We start from the raw sequence: 16937 nt of genomic DNA, 5'->3' as shown, positions 1-16937 counted from the left end.
ACTCTATTCGGTTATCTTATAACCATACGTGACGGCGTCCACCACTTCCGGCCATAATGGTCTGGACCATTTGAGGAGGGACCTTGGACACGGTTGTCGCAGCTCCGCGAGCACTGCTCGGTCGGACCATCACCGGTCCCGTCAGCCTGAGGTTGAGGGTGGGCCGGATCGTCGAGGTCGTCGCGGGTTCACCACCCGACGGCGCCGAGGTGCTGACCGACGGCCTGCTCACCCCGGGCCTGGTGGACGTGCAGGTCAACGGGGCGGTCGGGGTCGACTTCGCCGAGGTGGACCCCGAAGGCATGGCCGCAGTGGCGAGAGCGCTCCCACGAACCGGGGTGACCCGCTTCCTGCCGACGCTGATCACCGCGCCGGTGCCGGTGGCGATCCGGCAGGCGCACGCCGTGCTGGCGGCGTCGGCCACCCTGACGAGGCACGCGGGCGCCAAACCGCTCGGCGTGCACCTGGAAGGGCCGTTCCTGTCGCCGAAACGCGCGGGCGTGCACGACCCGGCGCTGATGGTGGCGCCCGGCCCGGCCGAGATCGACCTGCTGCTGGACGACGAGGTGCTGCGCCGGGCGCTGCGCATGGTGACCCTCGCCCCCGAGCAGCCGGGCGGCCTGGACGCCGTGCGCAGGCTGGCGGCGGCGGGCGTGCTGGTCGCGGTCGGGCACAGCGACGCGACCGGCGAGCAGACCAGGGCCGCCGCCGAGGCGGGCGCCCGCATGGTGACGCACCTGTTCAACGCCCAGCGCCCCCTCGGCCACCGCGAGCCGGGCGTGCCGGGCGTGGCGCTGGTGGACGACCGGTTCACGTTGGGGCTGATCGCGGACCTGGCGCACGTCGGCCCGGACGTCTGCCGGCTGGTGTTCAACGCCGCCGGGCACCGGGTCGCCCTGGTCACGGATGCCGTGGCCGCCGCGGGCATGCCGCCCGGCCGCTACCAGCTCGGCGGCGCGGACGTGCTGCTGACGGAGGACGGCGTGCCGCGTTCGCCGGAGGGCACGATCGCGGGCAGCGCGCTGACACTGGACCTGGCCGTGCGCAACATCGTGTCGGTGGGCGTGGACCCGGCGGCCGCGCTGGCGTCGGCGACCGTCGTCCCGGCCGACGCGATCGGCGAGCCGACGTTGGGCCGGCTGGAGCCCGGCGCCGTGGCCGACCTGGTCTGGTGGGATGACGACCTCCGGCCGCGCAAGGTGTGGGTGGACGGCGAGGTCGTGTTCGACCGTGAGGCGGCGTACGAGAGCGCGGCGGTCGGCGTGGCCGCCGCGGGCCAGTAGCCGCACCGCAGGAGACAGCCGGAGAGGCCCGGGGGACGTGATCCCCCGGGCCTCTCCCGTGTTCCGAGCGTTGAATTCGGGTGTTCCGAACGTAGGACTCACGCGCTCTGAACGTAGGACTCACGCGTTCTGAACGTAGGACTCGCGCGGTGTGGAGGTTGGACTCTCGGGGTCAGCGGGTGCGGGTGACCTTGTTCAGGCCGCGGGGGTTGTCCGGGTCGCCGCCCCGGGCCAGGGCCAGGCCGTGGGCCAGGCGCTGGATCGGGAGGATCTCCAGGATCGGGGCCACTTCCTCCGCCGTCTCGGCGACCGGGACGCGCAGGGCGGCCGGGACCTTGTCGGCGGCCGAACCGACCGCCAGCACGTCCGCCCCGCGCCCGTGCACGACGTCCAGCACGTCGTGCAGCGCGTCACCGCCCTTGCCCGAGCTGGTCACCGCCAGCACGGCGGTCTCCGCGTCCACCGCCGCCACCGGCCCGTGCAGCAGGTCCGCCCCGCTGTAGGCCCGCGCCGCCAGGTAGGACGTCTCGGCCAGCTTCAACGCCGCCTCCAGCGCCGTCGGCAGCGAGTAGCCGCGCCCGGTGGTCAGCACCCGGTCGACGAACCGGTACCGCTGCACCGCCTCGGCCACCGCGTCCGCCGACGAGTCCAGCGTCGCCCGCGCCAGGTCGCCCAGCCCCGCCGCGGCCGAGCCGTCACCACCGCGGATGCCGTCGACCAGCAGGTACAGCGCCAGCAGCGTCGCCGAGTACGTCTTCGTCGCCGCCACGGCCTGCTCCACGCCCGCGCCGACGTCGACCGCCAGCTCGGCCGCCCCGTTCAGCGGCGACGACGCGGTGTTCGTCACCGCCACCGTCAACGCCCCGCGGGCACGGGCCGACTCGGTCACCTCCAGCAGGTCCGGCGACCCGCCGGACTGCGACACCGCGACCAGCAGCACGTCGCGCAGGTCCGGCCGCGCCCCGTACAGCGTGGTCGTGGACGGCGACACCAGCCCGGCGGGCAGCTCCAGCAGCACCTCGGTCAGGTACTTCGCGTACAGCGCCGCGTGGTCGCTCGACCCGCGCGCCGCCAGCAGCACGAACCGCGGCCGGCGCTCGGCGATCACCGAGGCGACCGACGCGATGGCGTCGCGCCGCGCGAACAGGTCGGCGAAGATCCCCGGCTGCTGGTCGATCTCGGCCGCCATGTGCCTGCCGGGCTGGTGGTCGGTCATCGGAGTTCCCCTGTCGGTTCAGGTTCAGGCCCAGGGCCCGGAATCAGGTGCGGATGGCGGCGGCGATGCGCTCGGCCGCGGCCCGCAGGCACACCCGTGATCCGCCGTGGGTGTCCACGCGGGCGCCGGCGCCGAGGTCGGGCCCCGGCACGCCCGTCTCGACGTGCACAAGGTCTAGACCAATAGTACCCAGTGACGTCACCACCTCGCGAGCCCACGCGTGGCGGTGTGCCTCACGCGTCACCACCACGACCGGACGTCCGGCGGCCAGCGACGCGATCTCGTCGGACGACGTGGTCGCCACCACCGAGGTGCCCGGGACCAGCTCCGCCAGGTACGGCCCGAGGCCCCACGGCACGTCGCCGACCGCGATCGACGGCTCCACCGCCAGGTCGACGACCACCGGCGGCCCGGACAGCGCCAGCGTGCCGCGCACCTCCAGCGCCCGCCGTGCCGCGACCAGCCCCAACCCCGGGTCGTGCGCCCGCGTCGAAGCCGGCGGAGCACCCAGCGCGGCCGTCCGCCGGGCCGCCTCCTCCAGCCGGGCCAGCGGCAGCGCGCCCGACTCGACGGCCGCCACGATGCTGTCCACGAGCCACCGCAGCCCGTCGTCGTCCAACGGCTCGCCGCCCAGGCACAACGCGTCCACCCCGGCGGCCAGCGACCGCACGGACCCCTCGGCGAGGTCGCCGCCGACGGCCTTCATGTCCAGCCCGTCGGTGATGACCGCGCCGGTGAACCCCAGCTCCTCCCGCAGCACCCGCACCGCCACCGGGTTCAGCGTCGCGGGCGCCGCGCCCCACCCCGGCACGACGAGGTGCCCGGTCATGATCGACCGCACCCCCGCCCGCACGGCCGCCCGGAACGGCACGAACTCGACCGAGGCCAGCTCCTCGGGGGTGCGCGGCAGCACCGGCAGCGCCGCGTGCGAGTCCACAGTGGACGCGCCGTGGCCGGGGAAGTGCTTGGCGCACGCCGCCACCCCGACCGCCTGCAGGCCCTCCACGAACGCCGCCACGTGCGCGCCCGCCGCCACCGGGTCCGACCCGAACGACCGCACGCCGATCACGGGGTCGTCCAGCGTCAGCACCAGGTCCGCGGACGGCGCCAGGTTCAGGCTCACCCCGCACGCCGCCAGCCGCGCCCCGATCGACGCCGCCACCTCCCGCGTCAGGTCCACGTCGTTCGCCGCGCCCAACGCGTGGTTGCCCGGCACCTCCGACCCGTGCCCGGCGTCGAGCCGGGTGACGTCGCCGCCCTCCTCGTCGATCCCGATCACGACGTCCGCCCGCGCGTCCCCGAGCTGCGCGTTCAACGCCGTGACCTGGGCGTCGTCCACGACGTTGCGCCCGAACAGCACGACACCGCCGAGCCCGTCGGCGACCCGCCGCAGCAGCCAGTCCGGCGCGGTGGTCCCGTGGAACCCCGGCAGCAGCACACCCGACGCGAGCCGGTGCAACGACATGCGGTCCTACCCCTTCACCGCACCGGCGGTGACGCCGGTGACCATCTTGCGCTGCACGATCAGGAAGAACACCAGCACCGGCAGGGTGAACAGCGTCGACGCCGCCATCGCGCCACCCCAGTCCGTGCCGAACGCCGTCTGGAACCCCGACAGCCACACCGGCAGGGTCTCCTTCGTCTGGTCCTTGACCAGCGACAACGCGAACAGGAACTCGTTCCACGCGGTGACGAACGCGAACACCGACGTGGCCACCAGGCCCGGGCCGAGCAGCGGCAGCGTGACCCGCCGGAACGCGCCCCACCGACCGCAGCCGTCCACCATCGCCGCTTCTTCCAGCTCCAGCGGGATGCCGTTGACGAACCCGCGCAGCGTCCACGCGCAGAACGGCAGCGTCACCGCGAAGTAGATCAGCGCCAACGCCGGCAGCCGGTCCAGCAGGTCGAGGTCCCGCATCATCAGGAACATCGGGATCAGCAGCGCCTCGAACGGCGCCATCTGCGCCACCAGCAGCATCATCACGAAACCCTTGCGGCCCTTGAACCGCATCCGCGACAGCGCCAGCGCCGCCAGCAGGCCGATCACGATCGCCGCGAGGACCGCGCTCAGCGTCACGACCAGGCTGTTGCCCAACGCGCTGAGGAAACCGGGCTTGGCCCACGCCGTGGCGAAGTTCGAGCCGGTCACGGAGAACGGGACCAGGTCGTAGCCGCTGGTCAGCAGGTCCTTGCGGGGTTTCAGCGCGGTCGAGACCATCCAGTACGTCGGGAACGCGAAGAACACCGCCACGAGCAGCGCGACGACGTTTCCCGTGACCTTCTTGGCGGAGGACACCTTTTTCGCGATCACAGCTCGCCCTCCTGGGACCGGACCAGCCTGCGCAGGTACTGGAACGTGAGCAGCCCCAGCAGCACGACCATCACCACGGACACCGCGGCGGCCACGCCGAAGTGGCTCTTGGAGATGCCCTCCAGGTACTGGTAGACGGGCAGCGTGGTGCTGCCGCCGTCCGGGCCGCCCTTGCGCATCGCCCAGATCTGGGCGAACACCTTGAAGTCCCACAGCAGCGACAGGAACGTCACCATCAGCAGCAGCGGCCGCAGCTCCGGCCACGTCACGGCGCGGAACGTCTGCCACGCGGAGGCGCCGTCGATGCCCGCCGCCTCGTACTGGTCCTTCGGGATCCCGATGGCGCCGGCGTACAGCGAGAACGCCAGGAACGGCACCGCCTGCCACACGATCAGCAGCCCGATCACGGCCAGCGTGGACGTGCCGGTGGAGAACCACGAGAACCCGGCGAAGCCGTCGAAACCCAGCTTGACCAGCGTCTTGTTCAGGATGCCGTACTGCTGGTCGAAGATCCACTGGTAGACCGTGGTGGCCGCGAGCAGCGGCATCGCCCACGCCAGCAGCATCGCGACCTGCAGCACGATCCGCACGACCGGGCTGACCAGCCGCATCAGCAGCGCGATCAGCAGGCCCGCGAGGACCGACACGACGACCACGAGCCCGGTGAACACCACGGTGCGCGCCGCGATGGTCCAGAACTCGGGGTCGCCCAGGATCTCGGCGTAGTTGTCCAGACCCGTCCACACGACCTCGCCGCGGGTCAGCTCGCGCAGGTTCAGCTTGCGGAAGCTGGTCACCAGGACGGAGAGGACGGGCCAACCGATCAGCCAGAGGATGGCGACCACGGCGGGTGCCAGCAGCAGGTAGGGCAGCGCCCGGTCGAAGGCGCTGCCCCGACGGCGCGGCGCGCCGTCCGGAGCGGCACGCCGCGGTGCCGACGAGTTCGTCGGCACCGCGGCGTCGGTCGTGTGCACGGCCGTCATGCGATCGTCATCCGCCCAGGGTCTTCGACAGGGCGGCGTTCGCGTCGGCGGTGGCCTGGTCCAGCGGCTTCGCGCCGGTCAGGTACGCCGTCAGCATGTCCTTCAGCGGGTTCTGGCCCGCCTCGACCGCGGCCCACGACGGCGTGGTCGGGGTGACCTTGCCGTTGGGGGCGGACTCGGCCAGCGCCTTGCCCAGCGGGGTGGTGGCCAGCTTCGAGGTGTCGGTCGAGGTGCCGGGCACCGCGCCGCCCTCGGCCAGCATGCCCTGGTACTTCGCCGAGCTGAGCAGCTTCAGGTACTCCTTGGCCAGGTCGGCGTTCTTGCTGTTGCCCGGGATGGCGAGGTTCGAGCCGCCGAGGAACACCGGGGCCGTCTTGCCCGCGGTCTTCGACGGGATCGCGAACGCCGAGGTCTTCTCCTTCAGGTCGGCGTTGGCCTTGACCGCGCCCGCGAGCTCCCACGGCAGACCGATCATCATGCCGACCTTGCCCGTGGCGAACACCTCCATCTGCTGCGGGGTGGCCTCGTCCGCGTCCTTCGGCGCCTTCGTGCCGGAGGTGTCGACCAGCTTCTTGTAGAACTCCAGGCCGGCCTTGGCCTCCGGGGTGTCGAGCGCGCCCGCCCAGGCGGAGCCCTGCGACTTGGCGACGTCGCCGCCCTCGTCCCAGATGAACGACAGCAGCACGTACCAGGACTGGCCCGGCAGGTAGAGGGGCTGGAAGTCCGGGTCCGCGGCATTGGCGGTCTTCAGCTTCTCGATCGCGGCGACCCACTCGTCACGCGACTTCGGCGCGGCGGTGATGCCCGCGGCCTCGAACAGGTCGGTCCGGTAGATGACCGTGCGGTTCGCGGCGTAGAAGGGCAGGCCGTACTTCTTGCCGTCCCAGGTCAGCGAGTCCTCAAGACCGCCGAGCCACTGGTCGCCGTTGAGGTCGGCGACGTCCGCGCTGAGGTCGGTCAGCGTCTCCTCGGCCGCGAACTTCGCCGTCTGGGTGTTGCCCAGCTCGATGACGTCCGGCGGGTTGTTGCTGGTCAGAGCGGTGGTCAGCTTCTCCTGGATGCCGTTCCACTTCTGGATCTCGTACTTGACGGTGACGCCGGGGTGCGAGTCCTGGAACTCCTTGTTCAGCGCGTCGGTGAGGGTGGTCGGCGCCGAGCCGTCCATCAACCACACCGTCAGCGTCTTGGGTTCTCCGGAGTTGCCGCTGCCGCCGTCGGAGCTCGTGCCACATCCGGCCACGGCCACCGCGAGTGCGGCGGCACCTACGGCCAGTCCTCTCCAGCCCTTCACGTTGTGCGCCCTTTCCCCATGCCCCGATCCCACGACCGGAACTCCAAAGTGGTGTAGACCAATGCGGCCTAGAGTGTGCCTCGCCACAGGGCATGTCAAGGCCGTTGCTGGACCGTTGCAAAGTCATCGGATCATTTTCTTGGCCCTTGTCGGGGGTTCGGGCGCACGATCCGACGAGGACAAGGCATCCTGTGTCTGGGAGCGCTGGCAAGGTCGGCTGGCAAGGGGCGAGGAGGAAGGCATGCTCGAGACGAGCCCTGCTACTGGCGTGGACGCCAGGACTCGCGCGCAGCGCGAGCCGAAGTACTGGGGACTCAAGCGGCATCTGCTCGACCTCCTGCGCGCGTTGCCGCCCGGATCGCCGATCCCGACGGAACGGTCGCTCGCGGCGGAGTTCGACGTGTCGCGCACGACGGTGCGGCAAGCGCTTGCCGAACTGACCGTGGAAGGTCGGTTGCTGCGCGTGCAGGGCAAGGGCACGTTCGCCGCGGAACCCAAGGTGGCGCAACGGCTCCAGCTGTCGTCGTACACAGAGGACATGAAAGCGCAGGGCAGGCTGCCGTCGTCGCGGCTGATCGAGGCGTCGGAGATGCCCGCGGAGGCCGAGCTGGCCAGGCTGCTCGGCGTGCGGGCGGGCGCGAAAGTGCTCCGCCTGCACCGGCTGCGGCTGGCCGACGGCGAGCCGATGGCGATCGAGACCACCCACCTGGCGCTGGGCCGGTTCCGCGGCCTGCGGCGCTACCTCGCGCCGGGCGCGTCGCTGTACCAGGTGCTGCGGGAGCGGTTCGGCGTCGAGATGGGGCACGCGGAGGAGACCATCGAGACGGCGCTGGCGTCGCCGGAGGAGGCGGAGCTGCTGGGCGCCGACATCGGCCTGCCGATGCTGCTGCTGTCGCGGCACTCGTTCGACACGGAGGGCAACCCGGTGGAGTGGGTGCGCTCGGTGTACCGGGGCGACCGCTACAAGTTCGTGGCGACCCTGAACCGTCCCGCCGGCTAGCCCGCGCGGCGCCGCCCGGCCAGGTGGCGGGACCGGGCGGCGGCACGGAGGGCCCGCCGAGGGCCCCGGGTCCCGTGGGGGCTCGGCTTTCGCGCGCGCCGAGCCGGCCGCGCGCGCCGGGTCGGTGTCGGTGTCGGCGAGCCCGCGGCTCACCCACCCGTGCCGGTCTGCCGGACCCCGGCGGACCACCGGACAGCGCCTCCCCCCTTCGGCCCTGCGAAGCCGCTCGCGCCGCCCGCACCTCACCGCCGCCCGCACCCGCCCAGGTCGCCGCCGCACCGCGCGTCGTCCGCCGCGCCACCGTCCGCACCGTCCGCCGCGGCGTCGAGCAACGCGCCGCGCGGGGCGCCGAACGGGCCCTGAGCGGAACCGCCCCGAGCGCCGGGTCGCTGACCAGCGCGTTCGTCATGCTCCACGGTGCTCGACCAGGCTCCTCGTACCGCTCCGCCGGCGTCCCCCGCCCAGGGGGACCCCCTGTTCTTCATCCTGCCGGCCGCCACCGACGGTCCGGGGTGCTCCGCCTCGGCCTGTGGACAACCGCGGGCGCAGAATGGATCTGTGGCAGAGACTGTGGTGTGGGGCACGGGTCGGGCGAGGGCCGTGCTGGCGACGACCATCCTCGGGTCGGGGATGGCGATGCTGGACGGCACGATCGTCAACGTCGCGCTGCCCCGCATCGGCGCGGAGCTCGAAGCGTCCGTGGCCGGGTTGCAGTGGATCCTCGACGGCTACCTGCTGGCGCTGGCGTCGCTGATCCTGATCGCGGGCTCGCTCGGCGACCGGTACGGCCGCCGCCGCGTCTTCACCTTCGGCGTGCTGTGGTTCGGCGCGGCGTCCTTGCTGTGCGGTCTCGCGCCGACCACGGAGCTGCTCGTCGTCGCACGCGTCCTCCAAGGAGTCGGCGGCGCGCTGCTGACGCCCGGCTCGCTCGCCATCCTCCAGTCGGCGTTCGCCCGCGGCGACCGGGGCCGCGCGATCGGCGCCTGGTCCGGGCTGTCCGGCGTGGCCACGGCGATCGGACCGCTGCTCGGCGGCCTGCTGGTGCAGGTCTGGTCGTGGCGGCTCGCGTTCCTGATCAACCTGCCGGTCGCGGCGCTGTGCGTGTGGCTGGCCCGCCGCCACGTGCCCGAGTCCCGCGACGAAGCCCTCACCGGCCACCCGAACATCACCGAGTCGGCCGTCGGCGCGATCGGCCTCGCCGGCATCACCGGCGCGCTGGTCGAGGCGCCGGTCCGGGGCGCCGACGCGCTCGTGGTCACGGCGGGGCTGGTCGGCGTGGCCGGCCTGGTGGTGTTCGTCGTGATGCAGCGCCGCGGCGCCGACCCGCTGGTGCCGCCGCAGCTGTTCGCCAACCGGACGTTCGTGCTGTCCAACGCCCTGACGTTCCTGGTCTACGCGGCCCTGGGCGGGGTGTCGGTGCTCATGGTGCTCCAGCTCCAGGTGTCGCTGCACTACTCGCCGACGGCGTCCGGCCTGGCCAGCGTGCCCATCACGATCCTCCTGCTGGTGCTGTCCGCGCGGTCCGGCGCGCTCGCCCAGAAGATCGGGCCGCGCGCCCAACTCGTCGGAGGACCGGTCCTGATCGGCGTCGGCATGCTGATGCTGCGCTGGGTCGAGCCGGGCGCCGGCTACTGGACCGGCGTGCTGCCCGGCCTGGTGGTGTTCGGGCTCGGCCTGGCGGCGGTGGTGGCGCCGGTGACGGCGACCGTGCTGGCCGCCGCCCCCGACCGGTACACGGGGGTCGCCTCGGGCGTGAACAACGCCGTCGCCCGCACCGGCAGCCTGGTCGCGGTGGCCGTGCTCCCGGCCGTGGCGGGCCTGACCGGCGCCCAGTACGCCGACCCGACCGCGCTCACCGAGGGCTGGCAGACGGCCCTGCTGGTGTGCGCGGTCGCGTCGATCATCGGCGGGCTGCTGGCCGCCGGCGTGGACAACCGGGTCCTGGAGCCGACCCCGGAAGCGCCCGCGTCCCTGCCCGACTGACCGGAGAGCCGCCGGGCCGGCTCAGAGGTGCCGGGCGAACACCTCGGGGTCGAGGTTCCCGCCCGACAGCACGGCCACGGTCCGCTCGGCCGGCCGCGCGAGGTGGGCGGCCACCGTCACCGCGCCGCTGGGCTCCACCACGAGTCGCGCCCGCCGGGCCAGCACGCCCACCGCCTCGCCGATCTGCTCCTCGGACACGGTCACGATGTCGTCCACGTGGGCCCGCATGTGCTCGAACGTCAGCTCGGACGGCTCGGCGCGCAGCCCGTCGGCGATCGTCCGGGCCCGGTCGGCCGCGGGCCACCGGACCAGCGAGCCGGCCCGCAGCGACTCGGCCGCGTCACCGGCCAGCTCCGGTTCCACCCCGATCACCCGCGTTCCCGGGCTGAGGGCCTTCACGGCCGCGGCCACGCCCGAGATCAGCCCGCCGCCGCTGACCGGCACCAGCACCGCGGCCACGTCCGGCAGGTCGGCCAGCACCTCCAGCCCGATGGTGCCCTGACCCGCGATGACGTCCGGGTGGTCGAACGGCGGGATCAGCGTCGCGCCCCGTTCCGCGACCAGCTCGGCGGCCCGCGCCTCCCGCTGCGCCATCGGCACCTGGACGACCTCGGCGCCGTGCGAGAGGGTCGCCTCGACCTTGACCCGGGGGGTGGTGTCCGGCACGACGATCACGGCGGGGACGCCGAACAGCTTCGCCGCGTACGCGACGGCCTGCGCGTGGTTCCCGCTGGAGTAGGCGACGACCCCGCGCGCCCGGACGTCCTCGGTCAGCCGGGCCATCGCGTTGTACGCACCGCGGATCTTGAACGCCCCGACCGGTTGCAGGCTCTCCGGCTTGAGCCACAACCGGTCGTCGAACCGCAGCAGCGGAGTGCGGACCGCCGCGCCCTGGATGCGGTCGGCGGCGGCCCGGATGTCGGAGATCGTGACGAGTCCCATGCGTCGATCCTCACCCCTGCGGCGGCGTAGCGAGTACACGGGTCGTCACCGGAACTCCTCCTGGCTCACCCGCTTGGGGCAACAACATTCACGCGTCTGAGGCTTGCTTAACCGAATCGCTTACATCTGGCAAAACCGCCCGAATCGGTGATCGAATCACTACCTTGAGTGAGAGTTAACTGTCAAACGCTACACAGCGCAGTTGTATCGGCGTGTCCTGTGACACACTTCGCCCTCAGATGGCTCGAGCCGTAACAGGTTACGGAGTCATAACGTCGCTCGAACGGGCGAGTACTGGTCGGTAGAGACGGGGAGGAGTGCCATGCGGGACACGCGAACGTCGTCCTGGCGGCGCGCCTCGTCGGGCTCGACGGCGGATTCGACGGCCCGGGCGACGACACGGGCGAGAAGTAAAGGGGTGGGGCGACCCCTGCCGCCGCCCCACCACCCGTCCCCCTAGAGCCCCCGAGAGCGGTCCCTGCAACCAGGCTCTCGGGTTCCCTGCACCCGAAGATGAGGGAGACGCCTAATGAACCGCACGAGTGCGGTCCGCCTTGCCACGGCCGTCCTGCTGGCCGCCGGCACGGCTACAGCTCTCAGCGTACCGGCCTTGGCGGCACCCGCCGCCCCCCAGGGCGCAAGCCCGGCCGACACGGAGAGCTACCCCGCCGGGTTGCTCCAAGCGGCGCAACGTGACCTCGGCCTGACCGCCGAACAGGTCACCGCCCGTTTGGCGAGTGACACCCGGGCGGGTGAGGTCGAGTCCGCGGCGCGGTCCGCGGTCGGCAGCGCCTACGCGGGCTCGTGGATCAACGCGGCGACCGGCAAGCTGGTGGTCGCGGTGACCGACTCGGCGAAGGCCGGCGCGGCGCGTGCCGCGGGCGCCGACGCCAAGTACGTGGCCTTCTCCCACCAGCAGCTGACCGGCGCGAAGGCGACGATCGACACCCTGTCGGCGCCGACCTCGGTCACCGGCTGGCGGGTCGACGAGCAGACGAACTCGGTCGTCGTCGAGGTCAACCGCCTCCAGCGGGACGCGGCGGCGGAGTCGTTCCTGGCCACGGCCAAGTCGATCAGCCCGTCGGTCCGGGTGGTCGAGGTCGACCAGAGCCCGACGACCCTGTACGACACGCGCGGCGGTGACGCCTACTACATCGGCAGCGGCCGGTGCTCGGTCGGCTTCGCGGTGAGCGGCGGTTTCGTCACGGCGGGTCACTGCGGCCGTTCGGGCACCGCGACGACCGGTTTCAACCGCGTCTCGCAGGGCACCTTCGCGGGCTCGTCCTTCCCGGGCAACGACTACGCCTGGGTGCGGACGAACTCCAACTGGACCTCGCGTCCGTGGGTGAACCGCTACAACGGCTCCAACGTCACCGTGACCGGCTCCACCTCGGCGGCGGTCGGCGCGGCGATCTGCCGGTCCGGCTCGACCACCGGCTGGCGCTGCGGCACCGTCCAGGCCAAGAACCAGACGGTGAACTACGCGCAGGGCTCGGTCAGCGGCCTGACCCGCACCAACGCCTGCGCCGAGCCGGGTGACTCGGGCGGCTCGTGGGTCGCGGGCTCCGGCTACAGCCAGGCCCAGGGCGTGACCTCCGGCGGTTCGGGCAACTGCTCCTCCGGCGGCACGACCTACTTCCAGCCGGTCGGCGAGATCCTCAGCGCCTACGGCTTGAGCCTGACCCGCGGCTGACCTCGCGGACACCGGGCGCGCGGTGGGTTTCCCCCCACGGACCGCGCACCGCTTGAAGAACGCCCCCGGGCCCTCGGCCCGGGGGCGTTCTCCGCGCGGGGGTCAGGCGAACTGCACGGACCGCTTGGACAGCCCGTGCCAGAAGCCGTCGACGGTGGTCGTCGCCTCCTGCGCGGCGCTCGCGCCCAGCGACACGAACAGCGGCGCGAAGTGCTCGGTGCGCGGGTGCGCGATGCCGGCGGCGGGCGCCTTGCGCCCGAAGTCCAGCAACGCGTCCACGTCGCCGTCGGCCAGCGCGCGGCCCGCCCAGTCGTCGAACTCGACCGACCACGACGGCGGCTCGCAGTCGGGACCGGCGGACATGTCCACGCAGCTCAGGTTGTGCGTCATGAACCCGCTGCCGACGATCAGCACGCCCTGCTCGCGCAGCGGGGCCAGTCGGCGGCCGACGTCGAACAGGTCGCGCGGGTCGAGGCTGGGCATGGACATCTGCAGCACCGGGACGTCCGCCTCGGGGAACATCTCCTTCAGCGGCACGTACGCGCCGTGGTCCAGGCCCCGCCGCTCGTCGTGCGCGACGGGCCGGTCGAGCAGCGCGGTGACCTCGCGGGCCAGTCCGGGCGCGCCCGGCGCGTCGTAGGTGACCTCGTAGTACCGCTCGGGGAAGCCCCAGAAGTCGTAGGTGAGCGGCACGGTGGTGGTCGCGCCGAGCGTGAGCGGGTCGTTCTCCCAGTGCGCCGAGACGACGAGGATCGACCCGGGGCGCGGCAGCGTCGCGGACCACGACCTCAGCTCGTCGGTCCACCGTTCGTCGTCGGCCAGCGGGGGAGCCCCGTGGCCCAGGTACAGCACAGGCATCACGCCGTCGACTGTACGCCATTTAGTTGAAGTTTCAACCAGGCTGCGGCGGCGCGGGGGTCGTCGGCCTCGGTGACGGCGCGCACGACCACGACCCGCTCCGCCCCCGCCGCCAGCACCCGCGGCAACCGGTCGGCGTCGATGCCGCCGATGGCGAACCACGGCCGGTCGGTCGTGCCCGCCGTGGCGCGCACCAGGTCCAGTCCCGGCGCGGGACGACCCGGCTTGGTCGGCGTCGGCCAGCACGGCCCGGTGCAGAAGTAGTCCACACCCGGCTCGACGGCCGCCGCGCGGGCCTGCCCCACGTCGTGCGTCGAACGGCCGATCACCACGTCGTCGCCGAGGACGCGGCGCGCGAGCGGCACCGGCAGGTCGTCCTGCCCCAGGTGCAGCACGTCGGCGTCCACGGCGAGCGCCACGTCCGCCCGGTCGTTGACCGAGAGCAGCGCGCCGTGCCGCGCGCACGCCTCGGCGAGCACCTCCAGCGCGGCGATCTCCTGCTTGGCTTCGAGGCCCTTGTCCCGCAACTGCACGACGTCGACACCGCCCGCGAGCGCGGCGTCCGCGAACTCGGCGAGGTCGGGTCGCGTCGGCGTGCAGAGGTAGAGCCGTGCGTCGGCGAGCCGCCGCCTGATCTGCGTTCCGTCGAGTCCTGGCACGGGCGGCACGGTAACCGCCGGCGCGTTTCGTGCGCTACGGTGGACGTGGTCCGCACGGGAGCCTGGAAACACCGGGCTGAGAGGGAGCGTGGTTCGCTCCGACCGTCGAACCTGATCCGGGTCATGCCGGCGCAGGGAGCGTGAGTGCCTTGGCAATGCGAGTGACCGTCCTCGGCGGTGGCGTCATCGGGCTGTCCGTCGCCTGGTACGCCGCCCGCGCCGGGTACGCCGTCGCCGTCGCCGACCACGGTTCGCCGCACGGCGGTTCGCGGGTCGCGGGCGGGATGCTCGCGCCGATCACCGAGGCGTGGCCGGGCGACGAGGACGTGCTGGCGCTCGGCGTCGAGTCGTTGGCGCTGTGGCCGGAGTTCGCGCGCTCGCTCGGCGTGCCGCTCAGCCCGGCGGGGACGCTGGCGGTGGCGGTCGACCGGGCCGACGTCGAGGTGCTGGACCAGTTGTGCGCCTACCTCGGGCGGATGGGCCGGTCGGCGTCCCGGTTGACCGGGCGCGAGCTGCGCGCCCTGGAACCCGGCCTCGGTCCGGTCCGAAGTGGACTGTCGGTGCCCGGTGACGTGGCCGTGGACAACCGGGTGCTGCTGCGCGCGCTGCGGGAGGCGTGCGCCGCCGCCGGCGTGGTGTTCGCGCCGGAGCCCGGGTCCGGCGCCGAGCCGGACGTGACGGTGATCGCGGCCGGCGCGTGGAGCCGCGACCTGCACCCCGCGCTGCGCGACGTGATCCGGCCGGTGAAGGGCGAGATCCTGCGACTGTCCGCCCGGCCCGGCGCGCTGCCGCCGCCCCGGCACACCATCCGCGCCCACGTCTCCGGCCGACCCGTCTACCTGGTGCCGCGCGAAGGCGGGTTCGTCCTCGGCGCCACCCAGTACGACGCCGGTTTCGACGGCGACGTGACCGTCGGCGGCGTGCGCGACCTGCTGCGCGACGCCGAGGTGGTGTGGCCCGGTGTCGCCGAGTACGCGGTGGCGGAGGTCGCCGCCGGGTTCCGCGCGGGCAGCCCCGACAACGCGCCGGTGATCGCCTGGCTGGAACCCGGCGTGCTCGCCGCCACCGGCCACCACCGCAACGGCCTGCTGCTCGCGCCCGTCACGGCCCGGCGGGTGCTGACCCTGCTGCGCGAAGGAGGAAACAGCCGGTGAAGGCGAAGGTCAACGGTCTGGAGCGGGAACTGGCCGACGGGTCGACCGTCGCCACCGTGCTCGCGCTGCTCGACGCGCCACCCCGCGGCGTCGCGGTCGCCGTGGACGGCGAAGTCGTGCCGCGCGCCGCGTGGGACACGACGACGCTGGCCGACGGGGCCGCGGTCGAGGTGCTGACCGCCGTGCAGGGAGGGTGACGTGGACGACCCGTTGGTGATCGCCGGGCGGGAGTTCGGCTCGCGCCTGGTCATGGGCACCGGAGGCGCGGCGAACCTGTCGGTGCTGCAACGGGCGCTGGTGGCGTCCGGCACCGAGTTGACGACCGTCGCGATGCGGCGCCTGGACGCGTCCGGCGGCGGCGTGCTCGACCTGCTGGGCCGGCTGGGCATCTCGGCGCTGCCCAACACGGCCGGCTGCCGCACCGCCGCCGAGGCCGTGCTGACGGCACGGCTGGCACGGGAGGCGTTGGGCACGGACTGGGTGAAGCTGGAGGTCGTCGCCGACGACCAGACCCTGCTGCCCGACCCGGTGGAGCTGCTCGACGCGGCGGAGAAGCTGGTCGACGACGGGTTCGTGGTGCTGCCCTACACGTCCGACGACCCGGTGCTGGCCCTGCGGCTGGAGCAGCTCGGCTGCGCCGCCGTCATGCCGCTGGGATCGCCCATCGGGACGGGCCTCGGCATCCGCAACCCGCACAACATCGAGCTGATCGTGTCCCGCGCGTCCGTGCCGGTGATCCTGGACGCGGGCGTGGGCACGGCGTCCGACGCGGCGTTGGCGATGGAGCTGGGCTGCTCGGCCGTCCTCCTGGCGACCGCCGTGACCAGGGCGCAGGACCCCGAGCGGATGGCGGCGGCGATGCGGGCGGGCGTGGAAGCGGGCCGGCTGGCCAGGCTGGCGGGGCGGATCCCGAAGCGGTTCTGGGCGCACGCGTCGAGTCCGGCAGTGGGGTGATTGCGGGGCACGGCATGATGGATGCTCATCGTGTCCGCCTGCCCGAGGAGGAGTTGCCGTGACGGCCGACCAGGTCGAGGACGCCACCGCCCGGCTGTACCTCGCGATCGGCAGGCTATCCCGGCTGCTGCGGCGCACGGGCTCGCCCGGGCTCGGGCCGGGCGCGGTGTCCGCGCTGGCCACGCTGGCCCGGTGCGGTCCCATGAGGCTGGGCGACCTGGCCGCCAAGGAAGGCGTCGCGCCGCCCACCCTGTCGCGGATCGTCGCGGCGCTGGTCGAAGCCCGGTACGTGCGGCGCGAACCCGACCCGCAGGACGGGCGGGCGTGGCTGGCGACACCCACACCGGAAGGCGTGACCATGGTGTCGGGGGTGCGGTCGGCGCGGGTCCGGGAGCTGCAGCGGCGGATCGAGGACCTCGCGCCGGAACACCGCGACGCCCTGGTCAACGCCCTGCCGGCGCTGGAGGAACTGGTCGGCGAAGTCGGCTGACGGAGTTGTCCACAGCCGGCGCGTACGGGCTCGGCATCGTCGTACCCGGGTGGCAGGGTAAAAGCAGGGGTCCCTCTGGCGGGGACGCCTGCGAAGCGTGGCTGCGAGGCCGCCGAAGAT

Annotated in this window: 16 protein-coding genes and 1 riboswitch; of the genes, 8 read left to right on the top strand and 8 right to left on the bottom strand. The window is 73.1% G+C overall.

Annotation, left to right across the window (positions count from 1 at the left end; genetic code table 11):
* The first annotated feature begins 83 nt into the window (after window positions 1–83).
* Window positions 84–1283 carry an N-acetylglucosamine-6-phosphate deacetylase gene (nagA, locus tag EDD40_RS20925; RefSeq protein ID WP_123744428.1) on the top strand — a complete coding sequence of 400 codons (1200 nt, stop codon included), beginning with the start codon at window positions 84–86 and terminating at the stop codon, window positions 1281–1283.
* Between the two features lie 172 nt (window positions 1284–1455).
* On the opposite strand, the gene EDD40_RS20920 is transcribed toward nagA, so the two are convergent.
* Genes EDD40_RS20920 through EDD40_RS20900 form a run of 5 tightly spaced genes read right to left on the bottom strand, consistent with a single transcriptional unit; the run spans window position 1456 to window position 7084 of the window.
* Window positions 1456–2499, bottom strand: a complete 1044-nt coding sequence (locus EDD40_RS20920) for an SIS domain-containing protein (RefSeq protein ID WP_123744427.1) — start codon at window positions 2497–2499, stop codon at window positions 1456–1458.
* A 43-nt stretch (window positions 2500–2542) separates the two neighbouring features.
* Window positions 2543–3964 carry a glycoside hydrolase family 3 protein gene (locus EDD40_RS20915; RefSeq protein ID WP_123744426.1) on the bottom strand — a complete coding sequence of 474 codons (1422 nt, stop codon included), beginning with the start codon at window positions 3962–3964 and terminating at the stop codon, window positions 2543–2545.
* 6 nt (window positions 3965–3970) lie between these two features.
* Window positions 3971–4810, bottom strand: a complete 840-nt coding sequence (locus EDD40_RS20910; RefSeq protein WP_246037751.1) for a carbohydrate ABC transporter permease — start codon at window positions 4808–4810, stop codon at window positions 3971–3973.
* Window positions 4807–5793, bottom strand: coding sequence for a carbohydrate ABC transporter permease (locus EDD40_RS20905; protein WP_123744425.1), 987 nt, complete (start codon window positions 5791–5793; stop codon window positions 4807–4809). Before EDD40_RS20905 ends, EDD40_RS20910 begins: the two co-directional genes overlap by 4 nt.
* 7 nt (window positions 5794–5800) lie before the next feature.
* The gene (locus EDD40_RS20900; RefSeq protein ID WP_123744424.1) at window positions 5801–7084 is read right to left on the bottom strand and encodes a sugar ABC transporter substrate-binding protein; all 1284 of its coding nucleotides are present in this window, start codon (window positions 7082–7084) and stop codon (window positions 5801–5803) included.
* 241 nt (window positions 7085–7325) lie between these two features.
* Between EDD40_RS20900 and EDD40_RS20895 the strand changes: the two genes are divergently transcribed.
* Window positions 7326–8084 carry a GntR family transcriptional regulator gene (locus EDD40_RS20895; protein ID WP_123744423.1) on the top strand — a complete coding sequence of 253 codons (759 nt, stop codon included), beginning with the start codon at window positions 7326–7328 and terminating at the stop codon, window positions 8082–8084.
* A 558-nt stretch (window positions 8085–8642) separates the two neighbouring features.
* Window positions 8643–10067 (top strand): MFS transporter, encoded by a 1425-nt coding sequence (locus EDD40_RS20890; RefSeq protein WP_281277801.1) that lies wholly within the window; start codon window positions 8643–8645, stop codon window positions 10065–10067.
* Between the two features lie 21 nt (window positions 10068–10088).
* Here the strand turns inward: EDD40_RS20890 and EDD40_RS20885 are convergent, their stop codons facing one another.
* The gene (locus tag EDD40_RS20885; RefSeq protein ID WP_123744422.1) at window positions 10089–11009 is read right to left on the bottom strand and encodes a threonine ammonia-lyase; all 921 of its coding nucleotides are present in this window, start codon (window positions 11007–11009) and stop codon (window positions 10089–10091) included.
* A 529-nt stretch (window positions 11010–11538) separates the two neighbouring features.
* On the opposite strand from EDD40_RS20885, the gene EDD40_RS20880 reads away from it, so the two are divergent.
* Complete coding sequence (locus EDD40_RS20880; protein ID WP_123744421.1) at window positions 11539–12702, top strand: S1 family peptidase; 1164 nt, start codon at window positions 11539–11541, stop codon at window positions 12700–12702.
* A gap of 102 nt (window positions 12703–12804) precedes the next feature.
* On the opposite strand, the gene EDD40_RS20875 is transcribed toward EDD40_RS20880, so the two are convergent.
* Window positions 12805–13560 (bottom strand): dioxygenase family protein, encoded by a 756-nt coding sequence (locus tag EDD40_RS20875; protein WP_123744420.1) that lies wholly within the window; start codon window positions 13558–13560, stop codon window positions 12805–12807.
* Entirely contained in the window at window positions 13560–14219 is a 660-nt protein-coding gene (gene thiE / locus EDD40_RS20870) for a thiamine phosphate synthase (protein ID WP_123744419.1), read from the bottom strand. Before thiE ends, EDD40_RS20875 begins: the two co-directional genes overlap by 1 nt.
* Before the next feature lie 44 nt (window positions 14220–14263).
* Window positions 14264–14374, top strand: a riboswitch (TPP riboswitch).
* Here thiE and thiO point away from each other — a divergent pair.
* From thiO to EDD40_RS20850, 4 genes are read left to right on the top strand one after another with little or no spacing between them, the layout of a single operon-like run.
* Complete coding sequence (thiO, locus tag EDD40_RS20865) at window positions 14375–15373, top strand: glycine oxidase ThiO (RefSeq protein WP_123744418.1); 999 nt, start codon at window positions 14375–14377, stop codon at window positions 15371–15373.
* A complete protein-coding gene (thiS, locus tag EDD40_RS20860; RefSeq protein WP_123744417.1) occupies window positions 15370–15570 on the top strand; it encodes a sulfur carrier protein ThiS in 201 nt (66 codons plus the stop codon). The genes thiO and thiS overlap by 4 nt, the downstream gene beginning before the upstream one ends.
* Window position 15571: 1 nt before the next feature.
* Window positions 15572–16327: a thiazole synthase gene (gene thiG / locus EDD40_RS20855; RefSeq protein WP_123744416.1), complete on the top strand. Its 756-nt coding sequence runs from the start codon at window positions 15572–15574 to the stop codon at window positions 16325–16327.
* Between the two features lie 58 nt (window positions 16328–16385).
* On the top strand, window positions 16386–16817 hold the full coding sequence (locus tag EDD40_RS20850; RefSeq protein ID WP_123744415.1) for a MarR family winged helix-turn-helix transcriptional regulator: 432 nt from the start codon (window positions 16386–16388) through the stop codon (window positions 16815–16817).
* Window positions 16818–16937: the final 120 nt, after the last annotated feature.

This window comes from Saccharothrix texasensis (assembly GCF_003752005.1).
Taxonomy (GTDB): domain Bacteria; phylum Actinomycetota; class Actinomycetes; order Mycobacteriales; family Pseudonocardiaceae; genus Actinosynnema; species Actinosynnema texasense.
The sequence above is the reverse complement of the archived record's forward strand: the minus strand, read 5'-3'. Positions and strand labels throughout refer to the sequence as shown.

Excerpts from the sequence above, each read along its gene's own strand:
- EDD40_RS20885 (WP_123744422.1), bottom strand. The coding sequence starts at position 11,009 with ATGGGACTCGTCACGATCTCCGACATCCGGGCCGCCGCCGACCGCATC.
- EDD40_RS20895 (WP_123744423.1), top strand. The coding sequence starts at position 7,326 with ATGCTCGAGACGAGCCCTGCTACTGGCGTGGACGCCAGGACTCGCGCG.
- thiO (WP_123744418.1), top strand. The coding sequence starts at position 14,375 with ATGCGAGTGACCGTCCTCGGCGGTGGCGTCATCGGGCTGTCCGTCGCC.
- EDD40_RS20905 (WP_123744425.1), bottom strand. The coding sequence starts at position 5,793 with ATGACGGCCGTGCACACGACCGACGCCGCGGTGCCGACGAACTCGTCG.
- EDD40_RS20875 (WP_123744420.1), bottom strand. The coding sequence starts at position 13,560 with ATGCCTGTGCTGTACCTGGGCCACGGGGCTCCCCCGCTGGCCGACGAC.
- EDD40_RS20880 (WP_123744421.1), top strand. The coding sequence starts at position 11,539 with ATGAACCGCACGAGTGCGGTCCGCCTTGCCACGGCCGTCCTGCTGGCC.
- EDD40_RS20915 (WP_123744426.1), bottom strand. The coding sequence starts at position 3,964 with ATGTCGTTGCACCGGCTCGCGTCGGGTGTGCTGCTGCCGGGGTTCCAC.
- EDD40_RS20920 (WP_123744427.1), bottom strand. The coding sequence starts at position 2,499 with ATGACCGACCACCAGCCCGGCAGGCACATGGCGGCCGAGATCGACCAG.